General features: G+C 48.5%; 18 protein-coding genes and 1 tRNA gene. 11 read left to right on the forward strand and 8 right to left on the reverse strand.

Annotated features, from left to right (window positions below; translation table 11 throughout):
* Nucleotides 1–584, forward strand: a 584-nt coding sequence (locus NG795_RS06085) for a hypothetical protein (RefSeq protein WP_367287768.1), incomplete at its 5' end; no start/stop codon positions are given.
* 425 nt (nt 585–1,009) lie between these two features.
* On the forward strand, nt 1,010–1,447 hold the full coding sequence (locus NG795_RS06090; protein ID WP_367287769.1) for an RrF2 family transcriptional regulator: 438 nt from the start codon (nt 1,010–1,012) through the stop codon (nt 1,445–1,447).
* A gap of 245 nt (nt 1,448–1,692) precedes the next feature.
* Here NG795_RS06090 and NG795_RS06095 read toward each other — a convergent pair whose 3' ends face one another.
* The 6 genes from NG795_RS06095 to NG795_RS06120 all read right to left on the reverse strand — a co-directional run bounded on the left by NG795_RS06095 (nt 1,693) and on the right by NG795_RS06120 (nt 12,237).
* On the reverse strand, nt 1,693–3,438 hold the full coding sequence (locus NG795_RS06095; protein WP_367287770.1) for an iron uptake porin: 1,746 nt from the start codon (nt 3,436–3,438) through the stop codon (nt 1,693–1,695).
* 1,619 nt (nt 3,439–5,057) lie between these two features.
* Nucleotides 5,058–6,800: an iron uptake porin gene (locus NG795_RS06100; protein ID WP_367287771.1), complete on the reverse strand. Its 1,743-nt coding sequence runs from the start codon at nt 6,798–6,800 to the stop codon at nt 5,058–5,060.
* A 739-nt stretch (nt 6,801–7,539) separates the two neighbouring features.
* Nucleotides 7,540–9,180, reverse strand: a complete 1,641-nt coding sequence (locus NG795_RS06105; RefSeq protein WP_367287909.1) for an HD domain-containing phosphohydrolase — start codon at nt 9,178–9,180, stop codon at nt 7,540–7,542.
* 716 nt (nt 9,181–9,896) lie between these two features.
* Nucleotides 9,897–10,178: a 4a-hydroxytetrahydrobiopterin dehydratase gene (locus NG795_RS06110; protein WP_367287772.1), complete on the reverse strand. Its 282-nt coding sequence runs from the start codon at nt 10,176–10,178 to the stop codon at nt 9,897–9,899.
* Nucleotides 10,179–10,809: 631 nt separating this feature from the next.
* Nucleotides 10,810–11,868 (reverse strand): photosystem II D2 protein (photosystem q(a) protein), encoded by a 1,059-nt coding sequence (gene psbD / locus NG795_RS06115; RefSeq protein WP_254565233.1) that lies wholly within the window; start codon nt 11,866–11,868, stop codon nt 10,810–10,812.
* 237 nt (nt 11,869–12,105) lie between these two features.
* Entirely contained in the window at nt 12,106–12,237 is a 132-nt protein-coding gene (locus tag NG795_RS06120; protein ID WP_367287773.1) for a hypothetical protein, read from the reverse strand.
* Nucleotides 12,238–12,300: 63 nt separating this feature from the next.
* On the opposite strand from NG795_RS06120, the gene NG795_RS06125 reads away from it, so the two are divergent.
* The 5 genes from NG795_RS06125 to NG795_RS06145 all read left to right on the forward strand — a co-directional run bounded on the left by NG795_RS06125 (nt 12,301) and on the right by NG795_RS06145 (nt 15,527).
* Nucleotides 12,301–12,579 (forward strand): UPF0367 protein family, encoded by a 279-nt coding sequence (locus NG795_RS06125; RefSeq protein ID WP_367287774.1) that lies wholly within the window; start codon nt 12,301–12,303, stop codon nt 12,577–12,579.
* Entirely contained in the window at nt 12,576–13,274 is a 699-nt protein-coding gene (locus tag NG795_RS06130; protein WP_367287775.1) for an energy-coupling factor ABC transporter ATP-binding protein, read from the forward strand. Before NG795_RS06125 ends, NG795_RS06130 begins: the two co-directional genes overlap by 4 nt.
* Before the next feature lie 190 nt (nt 13,275–13,464).
* Nucleotides 13,465–14,010 (forward strand): NYN domain-containing protein, encoded by a 546-nt coding sequence (locus NG795_RS06135; RefSeq protein WP_367287776.1) that lies wholly within the window; start codon nt 13,465–13,467, stop codon nt 14,008–14,010.
* A gap of 169 nt (nt 14,011–14,179) precedes the next feature.
* Nucleotides 14,180–14,251: transfer RNA gene (locus tag NG795_RS06140), tRNA-Asn, on the forward strand.
* Between the two features lie 88 nt (nt 14,252–14,339).
* Entirely contained in the window at nt 14,340–15,527 is a 1,188-nt protein-coding gene (locus NG795_RS06145) for an aminotransferase class V-fold PLP-dependent enzyme (protein ID WP_367287777.1), read from the forward strand.
* A gap of 15 nt (nt 15,528–15,542) precedes the next feature.
* On the opposite strand, the gene menD is transcribed toward NG795_RS06145, so the two are convergent.
* Together menD and NG795_RS06155 are read right to left on the reverse strand one after the other, a co-directional pair.
* The gene (menD, locus tag NG795_RS06150) at nt 15,543–17,309 is read right to left on the reverse strand and encodes a 2-succinyl-5-enolpyruvyl-6-hydroxy-3-cyclohexene-1-carboxylic-acid synthase (RefSeq protein ID WP_367287778.1); all 1,767 of its coding nucleotides are present in this window, start codon (nt 17,307–17,309) and stop codon (nt 15,543–15,545) included.
* Between the two features lie 42 nt (nt 17,310–17,351).
* A complete protein-coding gene (locus NG795_RS06155) occupies nt 17,352–18,776 on the reverse strand; it encodes an isochorismate synthase (protein WP_367287779.1) in 1,425 nt (474 codons plus the stop codon).
* Between the two features lie 197 nt (nt 18,777–18,973).
* On the opposite strand from NG795_RS06155, the gene NG795_RS06160 reads away from it, so the two are divergent.
* The 4 genes from NG795_RS06160 (at nt 18,974) to NG795_RS06175 (ending at nt 23,519) form a co-directional block, all read left to right on the forward strand.
* Nucleotides 18,974–20,341 carry a cytochrome P450 gene (locus tag NG795_RS06160; protein WP_367287780.1) on the forward strand — a complete coding sequence of 456 codons (1,368 nt, stop codon included), beginning with the start codon at nt 18,974–18,976 and terminating at the stop codon, nt 20,339–20,341.
* Nucleotides 20,342–20,661: 320 nt separating this feature from the next.
* On the forward strand, nt 20,662–21,558 hold the full coding sequence (gene menA, locus NG795_RS06165; protein WP_367287781.1) for a 2-carboxy-1,4-naphthoquinone phytyltransferase: 897 nt from the start codon (nt 20,662–20,664) through the stop codon (nt 21,556–21,558).
* A gap of 73 nt (nt 21,559–21,631) precedes the next feature.
* Nucleotides 21,632–22,429, forward strand: a complete 798-nt coding sequence (menH, locus tag NG795_RS06170; RefSeq protein WP_367287782.1) for a 2-succinyl-6-hydroxy-2,4-cyclohexadiene-1-carboxylate synthase — start codon at nt 21,632–21,634, stop codon at nt 22,427–22,429.
* A 103-nt stretch (nt 22,430–22,532) separates the two neighbouring features.
* Nucleotides 22,533–23,519, forward strand: a complete 987-nt coding sequence (locus NG795_RS06175) for an o-succinylbenzoate synthase (RefSeq protein WP_367287783.1) — start codon at nt 22,533–22,535, stop codon at nt 23,517–23,519.
* The last annotated feature ends 16 nt before the right edge of the window (nt 23,520–23,535 follow it).

Raw genomic sequence — 23,535 nt, forward strand, 5'->3', positions numbered from 1 at the left:
CGCCGACGCCTCCGGTCCAGCCGCCGCCGACGCCTCCGGTCCAACCGCCGCCGACGCCTCCGGTCCAGCCGCCGCCGCCGCCTACAACAAATATTCCCGCTGATGTCTTAAGCTTCCTGCAAGGTCTTGCTAACCGGCTGGGGATTCCTTTAGGTCGATTGATTAATACTCCTCTGGTCCAGGCTGCGCTCACCAAGCCTAACACCCTAGCCATTCTGAATGCAGCAGAAGCTGCTTTTGCCCGAGCTGGAATTGGATTGTTAGAGGGCTATAACAGCATCAGTTTAGCCAGTGTGGTGGCACGGACTACCAACCCAGGGGATGCAGTGGCCATCTTCGATCGCCTAACCACGGCAAGATTGCAATTTATGGTCACCCGTCTTGATCGCAGCAACCTGGCTGGTTCACTCCTTTCTGCCCTTGAATCCGCCCAATTTGGCCGGTACGGTAGCATCACCTTTGGAGAGTATCTGGTTTGGAAAGATACCGGAATCCGTTTCCAAAGCTTTGATAACCAGTTCATTCCACAGCTCAACTTCGACTTAATCCTAGAAGACTTTGGAAATCAGATCCCGGGTCGATAGAATCCTCCGGTCTAACGCTTCGGGTTAATCAACGGTGATTTTCAGAAGGGATTGTCGTTGCGCCAATCCCTTCTGCACCGAAGTTAAGAGAACTCCTAAAGTTCTTTCAGACCCGTTAGTTAGGTCCCTATTTCGGGGGATCTGCGTCCTAATCAAATCAAAGCTGTCTAAGCTTTGAACCTTAGAAAAGCCTACACTCCTTGGAGAATGTAGGCTTTCTCTATGACCGTTCGTTCCGGGTTAAAAAAGTTTAGAACTATTTGGAGCCTTAACGAACTCACCTCAGATAGAGCCAGCTTAAGAATGGCAATTTTTGTAGAAGGGCCAAGATCCGAATCTAAGAATATCGGTAAAACCGCAGTATAATAGACCACAGTCGCTAATTTTTGCAACTTAGCCCTTAAACGTATCTTGTATTTTAAACAGTGGAACTTTCCTGTAAAAGTGAATACGCGCTGTTAGCCCTCTTAGAGTTAGCAAGCCAATATGATAAAGGAGAGCCGCTACAAATTCGACAGATAGCTGCTCAACAAAATATTCCTGACCGTTACTTAGAGCAACTTTTAGCCTCCTTACGGCGCTGTGGTCTGGTTCGCAGTCAACGGGGGGCAAAAGGCGGTTATCTTTTGGCTCGGGAACCTTGGAAAATTACCCTCTTAGATGTGGTTACCTGCATAGAAGGATTGGATGCGGGACTCTCGGAAAATGATTCAACCCCGAAAACCCTAGAGAATGAAGTCATTCGAGATGTGTGGAAAGAGGCTCAGGAAGCCTCTAAATCTGTGTTGCAAAAATACACACTGAAAGATGTCTGCGAACTACGGAATGCCAAGCAGCAGGGTGATATTATGTATTACATTTAAAGCCAATTCAGAACCCTCGGGGAAATTAATCGGGTCTCTCCCCAATGCAAGACTCTGCTCTTATTAATTCATGTTCGTCTTTTAAACCTGAGCCATAAACACTAAAAAAGCCATGCACCGTGCATGGCAAAGTCTGAAAAGAAAACCTCTAAAATTCTTAACCTTTAGAAGGCTTCAGTATTTGTGATGCTGAATTAGAAAATCCGGGGAGTTTGAACCCCCCTTATCTTGAAATCGCTCAGATTTTAGAATCGGAAAGTGGTACGGATGGTTCCAATCACCACATCATCATTGAGATCGTTATGATCCGGAGCCGTCAACCAGATAAAGCCCGGAGTAATGGCGATATTCTCCGTGAGCTGATATTGGTAAAACCCTTCAACGTGTAAAGAACGATCTGGATCTTCGAGAGCTCCATTAAAATCATCTCTGTTAACCTGGGGTTCCATACCTACCACTAGCCCAAATTGGCTACCCGGAGGTCCAGCGTTAACCGCTAAGTTGACCGCCCAGTTCCAGATGCCCAGGTCCCCTTTGAGACCTTGGTCGAGGATGCGAGCATTGGTGTAACCGGCCCAACCTCCGAAGGCAAAGGTTCCCGTATCATACCCGAGTTGAACCCCATAAGCGTTGCTGATGGTAGTTAAGCCATCCGGGGGTGCTAGGGAGCTGACGGGGGTGGCAAGCTGGCTACCTGTGAGCATATCGGTACGATAGGCATTGACATAAGTCAGACCCAGTTGCAGACCCGTAACGGGCTTAAAGACCAGTTGGGCTAAGGCTCCATAAGCGCCATCAAATAAACCGTTGCGACGGGTCGGGGTTCCAGCATTTTGAGCTAAATACCCCAGGCTGACTTCTGCGGGACCTGCATCAAAATTCAAGCCAATCCCCGAACCTTCAACCATGTTGTAAATGGGAGCGCGGGTCCCGAAACGAGACAGAGCACCGCTGCCACCATCTCCATCCAAGGGGGTGATAGTGCTGGCAAAGTCAGGGACAATACCGCCTACAGGAATAAAGACAACGCGGGCGTTGCCAATATTGGTTTCATACGCTAACCAATCTAGCTCGACGTTATTGCTGCCTGATTGGTAAGGGCCCACTCCAAACTTGAGGTCGCCTTCCGGGGTGAAGGTATTCGTTCCGGAAAAGGCATCGAGATTGTTGATTTGGAGTCGGGTATACAGGGAGTCGTTCCCAGTAAAGCTGGTCACAAATGCCAACCGAGTACGGGTTCCAAATTGAACGCCACTGTCGGTTTCGCCTCCGACGCTATTTCCACCTTCGGACAAGGATAAGGCAAAGATGGATTCGCCAAAGAGTTTGGTGGTGGTGGAGAACTGATTGGCTTCAAGTTCCGTGACCCGCACTTCAAGGGCATCCACCCGACCCCGTAAGGTGGCGAGTTCAGCCCCAAACTCTTCAACTAACCGTTGCAGGGTGATCAAGTCGTCGCTGCCTAGGACCCCTTCGATTTGAGCGGCAATGATTTCGTTGATGCGCTCTAAACAGGCGTTTAAACCGGCAGCAAATTCATAACGAGTCAGCGCCCGGTTCCCGCGAAAGGTCCCATCGGGATAACCGGCGATACAGCGATAGCGCTCAACCAGGGATTGGAGGGCTTGGAACGCCCAGTCCGTGGGTTGCACGTCCCGCAACTGAGAGACGGAGGTGACTTGGGTGAGCAGGTTACTATCTGCTTCGGATCCGTATTCAGTGAGTTGTTTTAAGATGTTGGCGGTTTCTGTGGCCGACGGTGCATCTTGATCTTGGACTTGGGCGATCGCCCCGCTGAGGTCAACCCCAGTTGCCGAAAATTCAGTAGGTTGGGCGAGTTGATTCGCCTGAGCCGTTGGCATCCAGTCGGCTGGGATTTCGGAGGCGATCGCCTCGGATGCACCCACTCCGGACCCTAAAGCCGCTCCGACTAACGCCGAAGCTAATACTGCTGGACTGACCAACAGCGAATTCCACAATACTTTAGACATTTTCCCTCTTCTCCTCACACCAATTTAGAGTTCGATGGAATACTTTCCCCTGGACTACATTGGGGAAATCAAAACCAACAGCAGAGTGATTATACAGGCTTTCCCCAATTTGCGGGCAGAAGTTCACTTTGCCCTGGACGGATATGGGCTTTTCTCCGTCACCCCCCGCAGTCACTCTGGGAGCTTTGGCATCAATCAGCTCGCAAAGTAGGGCCCTACTGTACCCCTGTTGTGAGTGCCTTTATCATGGCCTAAAACTGTAGTTCGGTCAAGAACTTTTATCTATTAATTCTCTCTGGTAGCATTTGTTACCAATTACTCTTGGCTTTTTCCCTTCCTACAAGTAGCGTTATGAGGTATGTCGATGGGTAAAGTTTCCCCTGTTTGTGGATTATAACCTGAATTTTGTCTAGGCCATAAGTTGAATTATAAATTTTGCTAATACCGGAATTAAAGATTGGATCGATTGAGAGGGAGAGGGTCAAACCGGAACCACCCATTAGGCCAAAGCAACTCGTGGAATTATTGGTGTTCATTTCCCTCAAGTATAGTGCGTCTAAATCATTGAGATCTTTCATTTGGGTCCTTCGTTATAGCCCATCACTGCACTAAAAAAAGAATTTTTTCTCTTACGGTCATTTATTGGCAATCAATCCTAATAAATTGTTAAAAATGCTTTAAAAAATTTATTTTAACCTCCAATAATATTTAGGGAATTAAAAGATGATTTCGTCACCCCAAGCTACTCGTCAAGAGAGTGCGCCCAGATGTTTCGTTTAGCAGCAAATTATTTAGTAATTACCCCTAGAGTCTGGGTCTCTCAGACCGGCAAGATTGGTCCAAATCACTGATATTTCCTATAGGTTTATTAAGAAATTCCAGTTAATTGAGTTATTAATCCTGATAGAGTGAAAATTATATAGCGAACCTAAATCATTCTGGCATAAAGATAGCGAGCCAGATGCTCGCACTACAAGACTAAAAGGCTTGGATCCATTGCCAAACTGATTTAGACTGGCTATACAATAGAAAAATTAGAAAAAAATTAATGTATTTTTTACCCATTTACTTTTTCACAACAAATTCTAATTTGTTCGGCACTTAAATTGGGAAGGGAACTCCCCAACAGTGCTATTCGGGCGTAAAGCCTGCGGCATCGCTTCGCTTAAGGCGCAGACTGTAAGGGGTGTACTTACTGTAAGTTTTGCTAACCTAACCGAATTAAATGCTGGGCAGATTAAACCATCTCCTGTTATGGAAACAGCCCGGAGATTCAAGGCGATCGCGCTTTCCCCCGCTACCCCATCACCCATTCCAATACTAACTCGCTCTCTTTTAAAAGAAACCACAGTCTCAGGCCAAAATCCTCTATATTTGAGAACCCTTTGAAAGTTACACTCGGCGCAAGAATGTCAGTCTTACAGTTCTAAACTAACTTGATAATCAGGGTAGAAATTCATCGAATTTTCCTTCGACAAAGCGATTAAAAAGAAAACCCCCTAATTGATTAGGGGGTTTTAAATATCACTGCTACTCAATTTTCAAAAGCTTAAAACCAAGGTAGCATCCAGAATTAAATTCCCTCGGTTTAGCCCGGGGGTTGATCCCAATTGCTGGTTTTAGAATCGGAACGTGGTGCGGATGGTTCCAATTACCACATCATCGTTGAGATCGTTATGATCTGGAGCCGTCAACCAGATAAAGCCGGGAGTAATAGCAATATTCTCCGTGAGCTGATATTGATAGAACCCTTCAACGTGTAAAGAACGATCTGGGTCTTCGAGGGCCCCATTAAAATCATCGGAGTTGACCTGGGGTTCCATGCCCACAATCAGACCAAATTGGCTACCCGGAGGTCCAGCGTTAACCGCTAAGTTAACGGCCCAGTTCCAGATGCCTAGGTCACCTTTAAGACCTTGGTCGAGGATGCGAGCGTTGGTGTAACCGGCCCAGCCTCCGAAGGCAAACGCTCCCGTATCATAGCCGAGTTGAACACCATAGGCGTTACTGATGGTGGTTAACCCCTCCGGTGGGGCTAGAGAAGATACAGGAGTGGCCAGTTGGCTACCTGTACGCATATCGCTACGGTAGGCATTGACGTAAGTCAGACCGAGTTGGAGACCCGTAACAGGTTTAAACACCAATTGGGCTAAAGCTCCGTAAGGACCATCGGTCAGCCCGTTGCGGCGGGTGGGAGTTGCGGCATTTTCTGCTAAGTAGCCGAGGCTAACTTCGGCAGGGCCTGCATCGAAGGTCAAACCAATCCCCGCACCCCGAACCATGTTGTAAATCGGAGCGCGGGTCCCGAAGCGAGAGAGAGCACCACTGCCACCATCGCCGTCCAGGGGGGTGATGGTGCTAGCGAAGTCATCGGCGTCCCCTCCATTTGCTATAAAGACAACATTAGCAGGGCCAACACTCGTGCTATAGAGCAAGCTGTCTAAGCGGACCGTGGTATCTCCAGCTTGGTAAGGGTCGTCAACCGCAAATTTCAGATCCCCTTCGGGAGTGAAGGTGTTAGTGCCAGAGAAGGCATCCAGATTGTTGATTTCCAGTCGAGTTCTGAGTAGATCTCGGCCAGTGAAGCTGGTATCGAAGTTCAACCGAGTGCGGGTCCCAAATTGAACACCGCTATCGGTTTCGCCGCCGACACTGTTTCCACCTTCGGACAAGGATAAGGCGAAGATAGATTCGCCAAAGAGTTTGGTGGTGGTGGAGAATTGATTGGCTTCAATTTCGGCGACGCGCACTTCGAGGGCGTCTACCCGACCGCGCAAGGTTGCCAGTTCCGCAGCAAACTCTTCAGTTAAGCGTTGTAGGGTTAACAAATCGTCTCTGTTGAGAATCCCTTCCAACTGGGCCGCAATAATTTCGTTAATGCGTTCTAAACAAGCGTTTAAACCGGCGGCAAATTCATAACGAGTCAGGGCGCGGTTTCCACGGAAGGTCCCATCGGGATAACCTGCGATACAGCGATAGCGCTCAACCAGGGATTGGAGCGCTTGGAAAGCCCAGTCAGTGGGTTGCACGTCCCGCAGTTGAGACACGGAGGTAACTTGGGCAATGTTGTTGGTGCCCGCCCCTTCACGGCTGTATTGATTGAGTTGTTGTAAAACGTTGGCGGTTTCGGTGGCCGACGGTGCGTCCTCTTGGACTTGGGCGATTAGGTTAAATCCCCCTGCTGAAGAAAATGCAGTGGGTGCGGCAAACTGATTCGCCTGAGCCACTGGCATAGACTCGGTTTGGGTTTCAGAGGCGATCGCTTCAGGTGCGCCCACAACGGACGCTAAGGCCGCTCCAACTAACGCCGATGTTAAAACTGCTGGACTAACCAACAGAGAATTCCACAATACTTTAGACATTTTCCCTCTTCTCCTCACACCTTTAATTATCTAAACGATTTGACTCACGTCTCCCCTCAATCTTTCAGACAGGAGATGACAAGCCAAAAGAAGGAAATCCAGAGCTATTTCATAGCTCTTAACCCCTTGACAGGTTATATCCACTTCTCAACTGCACCGATTATAGATTTTTAGCCGGAACAGTTATGGGTCCCCACTACCTAGAGTGGGGGTGCTACGGCAGAGCCTAGAATCAGCGGCATCCCCTCCAATCATTGATGTCCCCGATGGAAAAACTAGCCCCATCAAAGATGAGGATGTAGAACCCTCAACCGGACGGATCGGTTTTCTGCCCAGGTTTTTCGTAACCTGATCAAGCAGGCTTCGGAGTTGGCTGGAGGGCCTATTGCTTCTAACAAACTCTCGACTCATTATATAGTCAGCGAGATAGTGGCTGCTTACTTCTGTTATAGATTAACAGATTTACTTCGATTGGAACCGGAGATTTGCAAGTCTTTGTTGTTTCTTGCGAACGATGGTAACCCTTGAACGGTCCAGTTCTATGGTGTTTTTTTTCTACTTCAAGGGCAAATAAACCCTATGTTTACTGAAAATTTTCGGTTCAGGGCCAGCCGATGCTCGATTTGATGCAATAGGCTCCCAGGGATGACTAGGGTTAAGGTTTTTGAGTTCCCCGATCGCCTGAATCAAGAGGTTTTAAGAAGGCTGCTCGCCATTAGCTGTGATGAGGGAGTTGGGATTAGGCGCTCTCTAAGGTAACGACCTGTTGGGAGTGACCCAGGACTGAAAAAACTTGGCGATGCTCGAATAACTCCAACAGGTCCGCGTTGATTTTGTTATGAATAGCTTCTTCTCGGAGAATTCGGAGGGCCGCTTCTACAGGCAATCCTCTCTTGTAGGGGCGATCGCCTGCCGTGAGCGCATCATAAATATCGGCAATGGTCATAATCTGGGCCTGGATCGGAATTTCATTTCCTTTCAATCCCCTTGGGTACCCCGATCCATCGATCTTTTCATGATGGCCGAAGGCGATCTTTGGTACATCTTTCAGATCCCGGGTCCAGGGAATTCGCTTCAAAAACTCATAGGTATGAGTCACATGATATTCAATAGACAAGCGTTCTTCTGGGGTCAGATTCCCTTTGGGGATCAGCAGTTGAGTGATTTCGTCGGGATCGATCAAGGGCTTTAATTGACCATCTACATCTCTATAGATCTGTTGAGAAAGTTCTCGGAGGCGAGCGAGGGGTTCTTCCGCGAGAATGCGCGGTTCGTTGGCCTCTAACAAGAGCTTCCAGTAAGTATTGAGTTGCTCTATCTTCTCTTGGAGTTGACGGTCGAGTTCCTGTAGCTCCTGACAATGAGAACAAGCATTTTCCGGGTCCCGATGAAGGTGTGAGGGATGCTCAATCAAATACCTAAACTTGTTTTGGGCGCATTCCATTTCCATCGTTCGCTCGGCTAAAGCAAAGCGATGGCGGATCACCTCTAGTTGTGATGGGTAGAGCTTTTTCTGCTTAACTAAAATCGCTTCAGGGACCCCAACTTTGCCAAAATCATGCAACAAAGCCGCATAGCGGACTTCTTGGATTTGACGAACACTAAACTTGACATCGCGCATGGGTCCAGTCGTCACCGTATTGGCCTCTTGACTGAGGCGAACGGTCAGTTCGGCCACCCGCTCAGAATGTCCAAAGGTACAGGGATCCCGCGCTTCAATGACTTGCACCGATGCTGTCACAAAACCCTCGAACAGATGTTCAATACTTTCTTGCAGATGATTCCGTTCGATGGAAATCGCCGCTTGGGATGCCAAACTTCTGACGATTCGCTCTTCCCATTCTGAGTAAGGCTGGGTGACTTCAGTCACGTTTTCTGGGGTGACCACCACATCCGCCTTAGTTTTCCGATTAATCAGTTGTAGGACGCCGATCATTTCCCCCTGACGGTTTTGCATCGGCAGCACCAGGACCGAACGAGTTGAGTAGTCAAGATCTCGATCAACGCTGCGCTCTAGCTGATAAGGGACGGTGGGTGGCAAGGCGTAGGCATCGGCCAGATTTAGGCTTTCTCCAGTGAGGGCGACATAACCGGCCAAACTTTTAGGCGTCAGGGGTATGGCAAATTCCTGAAATGAAATTTGAGGCAGAGAATCGTTCTGTGCTACCTTAAACAACAACTTTGGTATTTCTTCATCGTTGTGATCTACCAGGTAAACGCTTCCTGCATCGCTACAGGTCAGTTCTCGGCTCTTGGTTAAAATGAGGGTCAACAACGCGCCCAAGTCATAGGTACTCGAAAGCGCTGTCCCAATATCTAATAGCTCCTCTACTAATTCCGCTCTGGTTACATATTCGTTGCTTAATTCCGGGGTATTCAAGACCCCAAGCGGGTGATTTTTTTTGACTGTCCGATCGCTGTTCACAGCTTTACCTGAATTCAGATGAAAGTACCGGATGCATGGAAGCCCAGGCTCGTTAAACCCGGGAGGAAAGGCGGCCCTATTCCCTTTATTCCCCGTCAATCTTGTGCTACAATCGAGAGGCCCTTAACAACAACTGTCTACCTGCGGATACAATTTCAATCCTGTTAGACTCCTGCGTTAACCCTAAGGCGGTGTTGCCGTAGCCCCGTTAAACCAGCACTCTTTCAATGGTTAAGTCTACCTAACCGCGCATTAGTGACAGACGAACACAATAAGATTTCCCTATCCTCAAGTAACCGCAGTTGACAGGGTTCGCTGTTTAGCACCTGTAGTTCGAGGTTTAAGCTAAGCCTGTTACGGGGGAAATCTCCCCAAAAAGGACCCTCTTTTTTAAGAGATGAGTTCGCTCCAGGCTTTGTCCGAAACGGTTTCCCTGAGTTGAGACCTGCCTTTTGAGGGTTTCAAATGGAGGTCTTCTAACGATGGACCTGTTGGGTCACCCAAAGGAAGCCCCTAGGAAGTCGAAAGTCCCATCACTTCGTTCCCCTACTTATAACAACTCCAGCCTGGACTCATGCTACATCTGTAGTTTACTGATTCGCACAGTTTATCACAAAAATTTTGTTAGGAGAATTTAATCCGTCTCAACCCACTCTCTTAGGAAGGGGAACTCATTTCAACTCGGAGATGGTCTGGGCCATCTGAAAGTCTTTTTCGGTTAAGCCCCCCGCATCATGAGTGGTTAAACTAATGGTGACTTTGTTATAAGAAATTTCTAGGTCTGGGTGATGTCCGGCGATTTCGGCTGGATCTACTAATTGATTAACAAAGGCGATCGCCTCGATAAAATCTTTAAATTTTCTTTCACAGTGCAAAATTTTTCCGTCTCGGGTCCAGCCCCCAATCTGAATCAACCGCTCCTGAATCTCCGTTTCTGTTAACAACTGAGCCATCTGATTCTCCCTGTTGACTTCCATATAAGTAAGATGGTTAACCGAATTTCTTCCCTGAATAGGGTTTCCTAATCACCATCATTTTTCTCTATAAATTGCCGAAAACATTTAACTACGGCTTAAAAAAACTATCCGCTCTCACCGGGAGCGCTTAGTTTTCACTATGACGCTGAGGGTGAAAGCGGTCTAGTTGGTCTTCAGATTGGAACCTGACTGCCGGGAGGAACTCCCAACCAGCCTAGTTCTCAAGGATTTTCTTTAATCCGAAAGGGACTAAAGCGAGTTGTTAGAGAACAGCCCCGGCCCACAGCCGATTTACTCCAATCTGATGACCCATGCATTTACTACTATCTGGCATAGGCATCACCTCCTGTTTACCCTAAGCGGGTTTTATTTCAATAAACTTTATGTAACCTAGCATAACACACCGAATTGGAAATTTCCCAACCTTGCGCTTTTTTATCTGGCTAATTTTTTTCTGGGGACTGCCGGGGCCTCCAAACTCGTCGGAAAAGCCTGGAATGAAGAGATTTAGGGGGAGTGACCCCTACTATTTAAAACAAAACCCCTCCCATCTGGGAGGGGTTTTGACTAAACCCACCTCGAAACTGAGTTAGGTTGCTAGGAATTTCTACAGAGCGTTACCGCGAGGTAGAACTTCTTCAGGGAACTCGAAGTTTTCATGAGGCTGGTCAACCGGAGCCATCCAAGCCCGAATCCCTTCATTCAGAAGGATATTCTTGGTATAGAAGGTTTCAAATTCCGGGTCTTCCGCAGCCCGCAGTTCTTGAGACACGAAGTCATAAGCGCGCAGGTTTAAACCTAAGCCCACGACCCCGATCGCGCTCATCCACAAGCCGGTGACTGGCACGAACAACATAAAGAAGTGTAACCAGCGCTTGTTGGAGAAAGCCACCCCAAAGATTTGGGACCAAAAACGGTTAGCGGTAACCATCGAGTAGGTTTCTTCCGCCTGAGTCGGTTCAAAGGCGCGGAAGGTGTTGGAACCTTCACCATCTTCAAACAAGGTGTTTTCCACGGTGGCTCCATGAATGGCGCACAGTAGCGCACCGCCCAGGATACCGGCCACTCCCATCATGTGGAAGGGGTTGAGGGTCCAGTTATGGAACCCTTGGAAGAACAACAGGAAGCGGAAGATAGCAGCAACGCCAAAGCTAGGAGCAAAGAACCAGCCGGATTGACCCAAGGGATACATCAAGAACACGCTAACGAACACCGCAATGGGTCCGGTAAAGGCGAGTCCGTTGTAAGGACGAATCCCTAAGAGGCGGGCAATTTCCAACTGACGCAGGCAGAAGCCAATCAGACCAAAGGCCCCATGCAGGGCGACGAAGGTCCACAGACCGCCGAGTTGACACCACCGGGTGAAGTCACCTTGGGCTTCAGGACCCCAGAGGAACAGGAGGGAATGTCCCAGACTGTTCGGGGGAGTTGAAACAGCCACGGTGAGGAAGTTGCAACCTTCTAAATAGGAGGAAGCGAGTCCGTGGGTGTACCAAGAGGTGACGAAGGTGGTGCCGGTCAGCCAGCCTCCCACTGCGAGGTAAGCGCAGGGGAAGAGTAATAGGCCAGACCAACCGATAAATACGAAGCGATCGCGCTTGAGCCAGTCGTCGAGGACGTCAAACCATCCCCGCTCTGCCTGGGCGCGTCCGACTGCAATCGTCATAACGCAAAATCTCCAAATTAATATGGCTACGGTTAACTCTTTCTGAGCGTTTTCGACCGGGGTTTCTGCCAGCCATAGCAGAAAATGGGCGATTGCGCTTCAAGAGTTTACGTTTCTTTACTATGTTTCTCATTATAGGCGGAAACCTGAAAATTTTTAAACCCCCTCATCTAAAAATTTTCTGAAGAGTAGCTCAAAGGAGTGGCGTTAGGGGTGGGACTCATGGAACGGATTTCTCTACAGCGCCGGTGATGCCAGGAGCAAACTTGAGTCATGGGGAGGGGCCTGGAAGAGGGCCACCGGGAGCAGAAAACAGGGATAGATAGGAGGGCGATCGCCGCTTAATTTAGGTCGTTGATTTCCAGACATCCCCGGAATGCTGAGATTTTGGGATACTAGAAAGGTGCGGTCCAATGAACTTTGCCACAAATCATGTTTACGATTGACTTAACCTTAAAACACACGCCTTTACCCCTGTCGGTGCAACGGAAGACCCTAGAAGATGCCCAGACCCTCTACCAGGAGGTGGTCGGAGCGATGCGCTCAGGGAGTTCTGAGATTTTGGAACTCACCTGCGAGAAGATGCCTGAGAAAAAAATCGCCGTCTTTATTAATCAACTCACAGCGGTACAAATCTCTGAGAAGTCTGGTGCGGCGGCAGCAGGCAAAGCCCCTGGATTTGCCTCGTTGGTGGAATCCCTGAGTCAATGAACCCGACGCCTTCCGGTGACGATCGCCCCAAGGCGATCGTGGTACAGGACCTCTGCTTTAACTGGCCCTCGGGAGCAGGGGTGTTAAAGTCCTGCTCCTTGGAAGTTCCCCAAGGCGAATTTTGGATGCTCTTGGGGACCAATGGCAGTGGAAAATCCACGTTACTCCGGTTACTGGCGGGTTTGCTTACCCCACGGGACGGTCAAATTTCCATTTCTCGTCCCGTGGGGTTTGTGTTCCAAAACCCGGATCATCAGTTAGTGATGCCTACAGTTGGAGCCGATGTTGCGTTTGGGTTGGTGGAGGAAAATCTCACCCTCGCTCAAACTCGGCATCGGGTGGAAGAAGCCCTAACAGCGGTCAACTTACTCGCCCTGCAACGACGTCCGATTTATGCGCTGAGTGGAGGTCAAAAGCAGCGGGTTGCTATTGCTGGGGCGATCGCCCGCCATTGCGAGGTTCTGTTATTAGATGAGCCCACCGCTTTATTGGACCCAGATAGTCAATTAGACCTCGTGGCTCAAGTCCAGCGGTTGGTTAAAAGCCGAGGGTTAACGGCACTCTGGGTCACCCATCGGTTTGAGGAATTAGCCTATTGCGATGGAGCTTTCCTCCTGGAACGGGGGCGCATGGTCGATTCGGGGAATCCGCAGCCCCTGATCCAACGGTTGATGGAATCTGAGGATTTAGAGTGATCCCCAGGGCCGCGACTGCTATTTTCCGTAGTCGCGGCCCTTTCCCCTTGAAAAGATATTGTTATGATTGGTGAAAGTTTAGTTTTGAATTTTTAAACTAAATTTAAGTTTTGATTAGGATAAAAAATGATATAATGCAAAGCGCCTGGTCTGATTCTGAGTAAATTGTAAACAAATGTAAAGAAAAGCCATGCCACGCTCCTCAGCGCGACCTTTATTGCTCGTGGATGGATACAACATCATAGGACTATGGTCCAAGCTCAAAACCAAGCGAGACTTTGACGGGTTAGAAGCATCCCGCCGAGAACTAATCGAGTCGCTGATCAACTACAGCGCTTTTGAAGGATTAGACACTCTGGTGGTTTTTGATGCTCATTCTCGCCATGAGCCAACCTACACCGAAGTCATATCGACAAGTTTATCCGTCTGCTACACCGAATTTGGGCAAACCGCAGACACCTATATTGAAAAGACCTGTGCCACTTTTCGGCGAAACTTGGGAAATCTCCATCGCCGGTTAATTGTGGCGACCTCAGACCGTGCTCAGCAGCAAACGGTTTTAGGATATGGGGCGGAATGGATGTCCGCGCTTCAGTTCGCCCAAGCGATCGAAGCGACGGAACGCCGCTGCCGGAGTAAACAGAAAACCCGCAATAAGCCCTCTAGTCGGTTTCTGGTTTCGGGACTGGATGCGGAAGCGCAACAGCGACTGGCGCAGTTGCGACGGGGTTTGTAGCCGGTCAGGACGCTTGATTTTTGTGACTTGAGAGGCGATCGCCACCCATACCGAATCCGAACCCATCCCAGCCTTCAAAAAAAAATTAAAAAATTTTTGAAAAAGGGGTTGCCAAAACTAGAAAGGTATGTGTATTATTAATAACGGTGAGCCAAGCAACCCGAAACGTTCCTCGGTAGCTCAGTGGTAGAGCGGTCGGCTGTTAACCGATTGGTCGTAGGTTCGAATCCTACCCGGGGAGTTGATTAATTTTAGACTTTGGATGGAAGAGATTAGATTGAATTTCAATCTAATCTCTTCCTATTCATGGTTTAAAAATAGACAAGATTATGTTGAAAAACACCGATTTAGAAGGGCACAGCCCGACCGAATTTTCCGCCTATTGGTCCCTCGACCCGCAGATTACTTTTTTGAATCACGGTTCTTTTGGGGCCTGTCCCTTCCCGGTGTTAGAAGCCCAAGAACGGGTGCGGCAGCAGCTAGAACAGGAACCTGTAAGGTTTTTCGTGCGCGAATTTGAGCCACTTCTGGATCAAGCGGTGGAACAGTTAGCCCAGTTCGTCGGGGTGGATGCGCGGGACTTGGTTTTTGTGCCCAATGCCACTACCGGGGTGAATTCTGTGCTGCGATCGCTGCGGTTTAACCCGGGAGACGAGTTACTGACCACGGACCATGAGTACAACGCTAGTCGCAACGCCTTAGAATTTGTGGCCGATCGCGCTGATGCCCGAATTGTTGTGGCCCCCGTTCCCTTCCCGATCGCCTCCAAGCAGCAGATTGTCGATGCAGTCATGGGACGGGTCAGCGAAAAAACCAAACTCGTTCTCTTAGACCATATTAGTAGCCAAACCGGATTAATTTTTCCCATTGAGGAAATTATTCAGCAGCTTTCCCAATATGGGATTGAGACTCTGATTGATGGCGCACACGCCCCCGGGATGCTACCCCTGAACTTACCCAAAATCGGGGCGACTTATTATAGCGGCAACTGTCATAAATGGTTGTCTGCACCCAAAGGGGCTGCATTTTTGTATGTTAGAGGCGATCGCCAGCAGCAAATTCGACCCCTGACCATTAGTCATGGGGCCAACTCCTCCCGGACTGATAAATCTCGCTTCCAACTGGAATTTGATTGGACCGGAACCGGGGACCCCTCGGCTTATTTATCTGTCCCTGCTGCCATTCAGTTTATGGGGTCCCTCCTGCCTGGGGGGTGGTCCGAATTAATGTCCAGAAACCATAAGCTTGTTTTGTCCGCAAGGCAGATGCTTTGCGACACCCTGGGAGTCGAAATTCCGGCCCCCTCAGAAATGATTGGATCAATGGCTTGTATTCCAATTCCGGATGGATCCGCAGACGAATTACATGATGAACTCTTCGATCGCCATCAGATTGAATTACAGGTGATGCCTTGGCCGAAATTTCCCCAACGGGTGATCCGAATTTCGGCTCAGATTTACAATAATTTCGAGCAGTATCAACAGTTGGCGGGAGTGTTGAAGCAGGTACTCAAGTGATTCAACCTAAACCTTCTATAAGGTTGATTGGATCGCTTCTGCAAACTGTTGAAACTGGTCTTGTCGCCATTTGACATCAAGATTGCGATCGCTTTTTATCTCTAAGACTCGAATGCCCGAAGTCGGTAAAGGATTTAACAGCGATTCTAATTGCTGCCAAGACTCAATCCGCTGATGTTCGATATCATAGCCTGCACATAATCGGGCAAAATTGATGTTTTGCGGAGTCGCAAAAAACTCGGTAAACGGTGGGTCAAATTTGGCAATGGGTAACATTCCAAAAATGCCACCGCCGTTATTGTTGATTAAAATTATGGTTAAATGACCTTGAAAATATTGGCGGATTAAAAATCCATTGGTGTCATGTAAAAGGGCTAAATCTCCCGTTAACATGACGCTACTTTGATGGCGATGGGCGATGCCTAATGCGGTGGATAATGTTCCATCAATGCCATTTGCACCTCGGTTCACGAAGGGTTGGATATGGCGGTTCCCTGGCTTCCAGAAATATTCGATATCTCGGACAGGCATACTATTAGCAATAAATAGGGGAGTTTCTGGGGGTAACTGTTGAGAAATCAGCCATGCCACTTTGGGTTCAATTAGGTCGGGAATGGATGAGAGGGTGGTATCGATTTTCTGGCGGGTTTGGCGTTCAGTGTCACACCACTGTTGTAGATAGGCGGTGGGGGAAGGAGTTGCCGGGATGGGATTTAAGGTGGCGGCAAGGGAGGCGATCGCCATCCGCAGAGGAATCGTGCGGCCATGTAGGGGGTCGAGGTTGCGATCGCTTTCGGTGACTAAAAAAGTTAAAGGTTGGGTAGTTTCTAGCCAACTCCGAAGGGTTTTACTGGTGGGCAATTCCCCAATTTGAATCGCTATTTCTGGGGTAATTTTATCGGCAAGTCTGGGATTTCTGAGGATGAAATCATAAGTGGAAATTAAATACGGATTGAGGTCGGCATAATTGCGGAGGGGGGATAATCCTTCTGCAAGAACCGGCCAATTTAAGGTTTTAGAGAGATGGGCGATCGCCTGACAATAGTCTCTCGGATTTTGGGGTTGGGCGACTCCAGCAATGATGATTCCCCGTTGGCAGTTTTGCCATTGTTGTAGAGGGGATGGGGGATGGGGGATGAAGGATGAAGGATGAAGGATGAGGGATGAGGGGAGATGGGTAAAGAATTCTTCGGGTTGGAAGGTTGTTGCTAAATCGGTGGCTTTGGGTTCTGGTAAAGGGGCTAATGGATCGCGAAAGGGGAGATTCAAATGGACGGGACCGGGGACTGGAAATAAGGTTTTTTCCCAAGCGTGAATCAGGGTTTGGCGGAGGTAGCTTAGTTGTTTTAGTTCTAAAGATGGCGTGGCTAATTCCGTTTGCCAGGTGGGATAATGTCCATAGAGTTTAACTTGGTCGATGGTTTGACCAGAATGGCAATCCCGCAGTTCTGGGGGTCGGTCTGCGGTTAAAATTAATAAGGGAACGCGGCTTTCTTTTGCTTCAATTATCGCCGGATAAAAATTTGCCCCAGCGGTTCCCGAGGTACAGACTAAAACAACAGGTTTGCCGGTTTGTTTGGCTTGTCCTAGGGCAAAAAAACTGGCCGATCGCTCATCTAAAATGGGGATAGCTTCAATCTGAGGATGGCTGGCAAAGGCAACGGTTAACGGGGTGGAACGGGAACCGGGACAAATCACTGCCGTGGTTAATCCCAGGCGTTGGAATGTCTCGACTAAAATAGAAGCCCAAACGGTGTTAGTATTGCGGAAATCTATTGGCATTCTTAAGGGGAGAAGGAATCCGAATGGTCCCGTTGATTAAGGTTAAACTAAGGCTTTTAACAGGGTTTTGAGTTTGAGTTGCACTTCGGCTAATTCTTTGTCTGGGTCGGACCCGGCGACAATTCCAGCCCCCGCATACAATCGGGCGCGATCGCCTTCAATTAAAGCGGACCGAATGCCGACAATAAATTCACAATTACCATAGCCATCAATCCAGCCTAATGGGGCCGCATATAAGCCGCGATCGAAGGCTTCATAACGGCGAATTTCTTGACAAGCGGTATCCCGGGGAACCCCAGCTACTGCGGGAGTGGGATGGAGGTCCGCTAAAATGTCTAAGGGATGGATTCCGGGGGGTAAGGTGGCTTGAATTGGGGTCCAGAGATGTTGAATATTGGACAATTGTAGTAATAACAATTGCGGGGGGACGTTCGGATTTAACCCTAAACGGGTGAGGCGATCGCAGATAAAATCAATCACCACTCGATGTTCATGAATTTCTTTTTCACTAGATAACAGCAGTTTGGCTAATTCTGCATCTTCTCCTGACGTTTTACCTCGGGGGGCAGAACCGGCTAAGGCATCAGTGGTTAATTGATGATTATAAATCGCCAGCAAGCGTTCCGGACTGGCCCCGATAAAATTGGTCCCGCCACCGTTTCCCGTGGCAAAGGTGTAGCAATCGGGGTAGAGGCGGCGTAAATTATTGAGCGATTTAACGAGGTTGATGGGAAAGGGAAAGTTTAAATCAATGGCATCGGCTAAAACGATTTTATTTAAAGTTTTGTTGTTAATCCGGTTTAGGGCGGAATAAACGGATTTTCTAAAATTAGCAGTGGGTTTAAAGTCGTGTTTTTGGAAAGATGGGTTGGGAAAATTTACTGCGTCTAGCCAGCGAGAATTGGCCCAGCGAATCTGGGTCAGTTTATTACATAAATCTTGATGTAAGGCTTTAATATTATCCCGGGCGGATAGGGAAAAGTTGGCGACGAACACCGAACGGTTGTGACATCGGGCGACTTGCCACCGGGGTAATAACACCGTGGCGCAAGGAAAGGCCGATTCTGGGGGGCGTAGGTCGTCAAAAAAGGTAAAGTTACAAAAAAAGTGGGGTCCGGCAAAGGGGAGGTCCGTGGCCCCGGTGGTAATGGTATTCGCCAAACAGGATTGGATAAAGGTTTGCGCTTTGACAAATCTTGCGGAACCCGAGGGGACATGAAAGGTGATTGCCGCCCCGATCGCCGCGATCGCTTCCCCTTTATTGCCATTTTCAAAATAAAAATGTGGGTCCTCGGGTTGGGCGATCGCCTGTAAAACCGCTAGGGGGTCCAGAGGGGGAAGTTCCAGGGATAGGGTGGCAATCTGGGGGCATTCTTTCTCAACGGATACCTGCTGACAAGCGACAAGGAACTGATAAAGATCCTTGCGGTCTGGCTTCATGTTGGTATCAGACGGTACAACTAGCATGGAGGAAAGGATGGCTTCTTGGGCTGGTTGGGGGAAATCGCCCCCGGTTTACGGCGGGTACCCTCAAAAGTACCTCCTATCTATCTAACCATCGCACGGTTCCCACGGACACGCGCACTTGATGGGGACATCTACCCGGTACAATAGATCCCGCATTCTCAGCATTGTATGTCACTGAGGGATTTACAGGGGGTTCGATGAAGTTGCCAGCAGGCCCTAGGGTACCGTTTTTTCTGCAAGCGCTACAAATGATTGCCAATCCGATCGCCTATCTGGAACGGAATGCCAGTCGCTATGGTGACCCTTTCACCCTGCATTTATTAGGGGGAAACTCTCCCCCGGTGGTGTTTTTGAGTCATCCAGAGGGGATTCAACAGATTTTTACCTCGGCGGCAGGGGCGTTTGAGTTAGGCAAAATCACCGACCCCTTTCGCCCTCTCACCGGGTCCCAATCCCTAATTATGCAGGATGGGGCCAAGCATCAAGGGACGCGCCAGCTTTTGATGCCACCTTTACATGGGGAACGGTTGCAAAGCTATGGGAACCAGATTTGTGATATCACTGCGGAGGCGATCGCCCATTGGCAACCGGATACCCCTCTCAATCTGCGTCAGGCCCTGTCGTCGATTTCCCTAAAAACAATTTTGCGGGTGGTGTTTGGCATGAACCCCGGGGAACGAGCTCACCAACTCGAACTCCTGATTGAACCGTTTTTAGAGTCGGTGAACTCTACCCTCAACTCGGTGCAATTTTTTTGGAATCCGTTACAGCAAGATTTGGGTCCCTGGAGTCCTTGGGGGAAATTTCTGCGCCAACAGCAGCAAATTGACGAGTTAATTTATGCTGAAATTCGCGATCGCCGGGGTCAAACTGATGGTAGTGATGTCCTTTCCATGCTGATGTCGGCACAAGATGAAGCAGGAAAGGGGATGGGTGAGGCAGAATTGCGCGATCAGTTGATTACCCTGCTGTTATTGGGTCATGATACGACGGCATCGGCCCTAACTTGGGCGTTTTATTGGATTCATCAGGATTCCGAGGTGCGATCGCAGTTGGTGGCGGAACTGGATAGTCTCGGGAGTCACCCCAACCCGATGGCAGTGGCGCAATTGCCGTTTTTACAAGCGGTTTGCCAAGAGGCGTTACGTCTGTATCCGATCGCCTTGATTTCGCAACCTCGGGTGGTGAAAGAAGCGGTGGAAATTCAGGGGTATGAATTTGCACCGGGGACGGTGTTGGTTCCTTGCATTTATTTAGCCCATCGGCGTCCGGAGGTGTATCCGGAACCCTTGACCTTTAAGCCTCAGCGGTTTTGCGATCGCAAGTTTTCACCCTACGAGTATTTTCCCTTTGGCGGGGGGAGTCGCAGTTGTATCGGCATGGCCCTAGCGATGTATGAGATGAAGTTGGTCCTGGCAACGGTCCTCTCCCGGTATGAATTGGCCCTGTGTGATCGGGGTCCGATTCGTCCTCACCGTCGTGGGATTACCTTTGTCCCCTCGGCTAATTTTCAATTGGTGGTGAAACAGCGGCGATCGGCTGTTTTGTCCGCAGCGATGCGGTAGGACCAAATCGGGTACTGTGAAAACCCACAGGCTGAAGCCTGGGGCTACACGGACAAAGCCTGCCTACGCAGGCTATAAGAGAGAAAACAGACATGATACCAAATCGGGTTGTTAAAAGCCCATTTCCTGGATGAGCCCGCGCAGGCGGGCTTCGTTTGTGTAGCCCCACCCTTGAGGGTGCGGGTTTTCTTTGACAACCGGATTCCGTATGAGACCACCGGATTGCGTATTAATTCTTAATTTTTATTTCATCCTCTGAGACTTTTCTATCCGCCATCGTAAAATGATGGGGCTGGTTGGAAGAATAATAGGAATAATCAATGACAACTCAGACCATTCAGCCCTCGAATTACAAGTTATGGTTAGCTGCTATTAAACCTCCCATGTATAGTGTGGCAATCATGCCGATTTGGGTGGGAACTGCTGTAGCTTGGTATGAGCATCATTCCCTGAACTGGTCAATATTTTCTACCTTTATCAGTTCGGCAATTTTAATTTTGGCTTGGGAAAATCTTAGCAATGATGTGTTCGATTCAGATACGGGAATTGACAAAAAAAAGCATCACTCTTTGGTCAATTTAACCGGAAATAAATCTTTGATTTTTTGGGCGGGCAACTTGTGTTTAGCCCTTGGTATTTTAGGAATTGGGGCAATCTGTTGGTGGCAACAAGATTTAACAGTTCTGGGTTTGATTCTGCTTTGTTGTTTCTTGGGCTATATGTATCAGGGTCCCCCGTTTAGACTGGGATATCAAGGATTGGGGGAATTTCTCTGTTTTTTTGCCTTTGGTCCTTTGGGAGTTTCGGCGGCTTATTATAGTCAAACGCAGAGTTGGTCAAATCTGAGTTTATTGGCTTCGGTTTTGGTGGGAATTTCTACAACTTTGGTGTTATTTTGTTCCCATTTTCATCAAGTGGAAGATGATTTAGCAGCAGGGAAGCGATCGCCTTTGGTTCGCATGGGGACTCTTCGGGGTGCTCAACTCTTACCCTGGTTTTGTGGGAGTATTTTCGCGATTACAGGGGTTTTGGTTGCCCTGGGTAGCTTCCCGGTTTGGACATTACTCAGTTTTGCGGGGTTGCCTGCAAGTCTGAAACTCTGCCGTCATGTTGCCAGTTATCATGACAGTCCGGAAAAAGTGAGTAACTGCAAATTTATTGCGATCGCCGTTCATTTTTGGAGTGGTTTATTGTTAGGACTGGGATTTATTCTGTAAAGGTATTTCCCGGCTATCCAATTTTTAAATAGGGGTGGGGGACGGTTTTTCCGTTCCCTTCATTATGATAAAAATGTCCAGTTTGTATGATTTTAATTGTAAAATTGTGGGGAAAATCCAAAACCCTTGTATTCTATTTTTGCATGGTTTTATGGGGCGGGGGGATAACTTTTGGGAAATCATTGAGACCCTATCAGATAAATTTTGCTGTGTGACGGTGGATTTACCTGGACATGGGAAAACACGAATTTTGGGTGGAAATGAATGTTATCAAATGTCCCATACAGCCCAAGGGTTAATAGAGTTATTGAATGAGTTAGGAATTGGATGGTGTTATTTGCTGGGATATTCGATGGGAGGGCGATTGGCATTGTATTTAACCCTGCATTTCCCGGAACGTTTTGAAAAAGTAATTTTAGAATCCGCTTCCCCGGGGTTGTCTTCTGCGGAAGGGCGATCGCAACGTCGTCATCGAGATGAAATTCTCGCCCAACAGTTGGAAACAGAGGATTTTTACTCATTTTTAAGCCAGTGGTATCAGCAACCCTTGTTTGATTCAGTTCGCCATCATCCTAACTTCGATCGCCTCTTCCAGAATCGCTTGCAAAATCAGCCCAAAACTTTAGCAACTTCCCTTCGACAGATGGGAAGCGGCAGTCAACCCTCTCTCTGGGAACTGCTGCCGTCTCATCCGGTTCCCCTCCTGTTACTGGTGGGAGAATGGGATAGCAAATTTCAGGAAATTAATCACCAAATTACCCAAGTCTGTCCTGTTGCCCAACTGGAAATTATTCCCAATAGTGGGCATACTATCCATTGGGAAAATCCTTCTGCCTATCTCAAATCAGTGATAAACTTCTTTTCAGGTTAGGGTGATCACCCCTTCATGAGGAGGGGTTCGGTGAAACGGATGGGATGGCTGTCCCCCACTGGCTGATAATTTCCTCCCTCTTTCATGGCAACCGCATCATATTATGAATTATAAATTCGAGTTTCGTCCCTATCAACGTAAGTTTAAACGCCCTCTGCAAACCAGTCATGGGACTTGGGAAATTCGGGAGGGAATTATTCTGCGCCTAACTGCTGATAATGGCAAGATCGGGTTGGGTGAAATTGCACCCATCGGCTGGTTTGGTTCAGAAACGTTCTTAGAAGCTTTAGACTATTGTCAGAACCTGCCTGATGTGATTAGCGATCGCACGATTTTTTCGATTCCCCCTAACTTACCCGCTTGTCAATTTGGCTTAGAATCAGCCTGGGAATCTGCTACATTAAAAACACAGTTCAAATCGGCTTTTGCTGAAGACAAAACTGCTACAGCCAAATCCAATTATAGCGGATTGTTACCCGGGGGAGAAGGGGCTTTACTCGGGCGTCAAATCCTCTGGATGCAAGGATATCGGACGTTTAAATGGAAAATTGGCGTCTTGCCATTCCAGCGAGAAGTCAGGATTTTGCAGGAACTGGTTCTCGCCTTGCAGGAAGCGACTGGTGATCAATCTGTTTTCCTCCGCCTGGATGCCAATGGGGGACTCAGTTTGGCGGAGGCTGAAGAATGGCTGCAAATCTGTGATCAACTCGGGGGAATCATTGAATATCTGGAACAACCTTTGTCGGTGACGGAATTGGAGGCGATGATGGAGTTGGGAACTCGCTTTTCCACGGCGATCGCTTTAGATGAATCCGTCGCCACTTTGCCACAAATGCAATCCGTCTATCGCCAAGGGTGGCGGGGAATTTATGTGATTAAACCCTGTATCGCCGGTTCTCCTTCGGAATTGCGACAATTTTGCAATTTAAACAAAATTGATGCGGTTTTTTCTTCGGTATTTGAAACGGAAATTGGCAGGAAATCGGTTTTAAAATTGGCGGCGACCATTCAAAATTACTGCCCTCGCGCCATCGGGTTTGGCGTGGATCATTTACTGGAAGCCGAGAAGGATTTAGAACTCTTATGGTAGAGGGTTTTTCGGAAAC

The sequence above is a fragment of the Laspinema palackyanum D2c genome (assembly GCF_025370875.1).
In the GTDB taxonomy this organism is placed as follows: Bacteria; Cyanobacteriota; Cyanobacteriia; order Cyanobacteriales; family Laspinemataceae; genus Laspinema; species Laspinema palackyanum.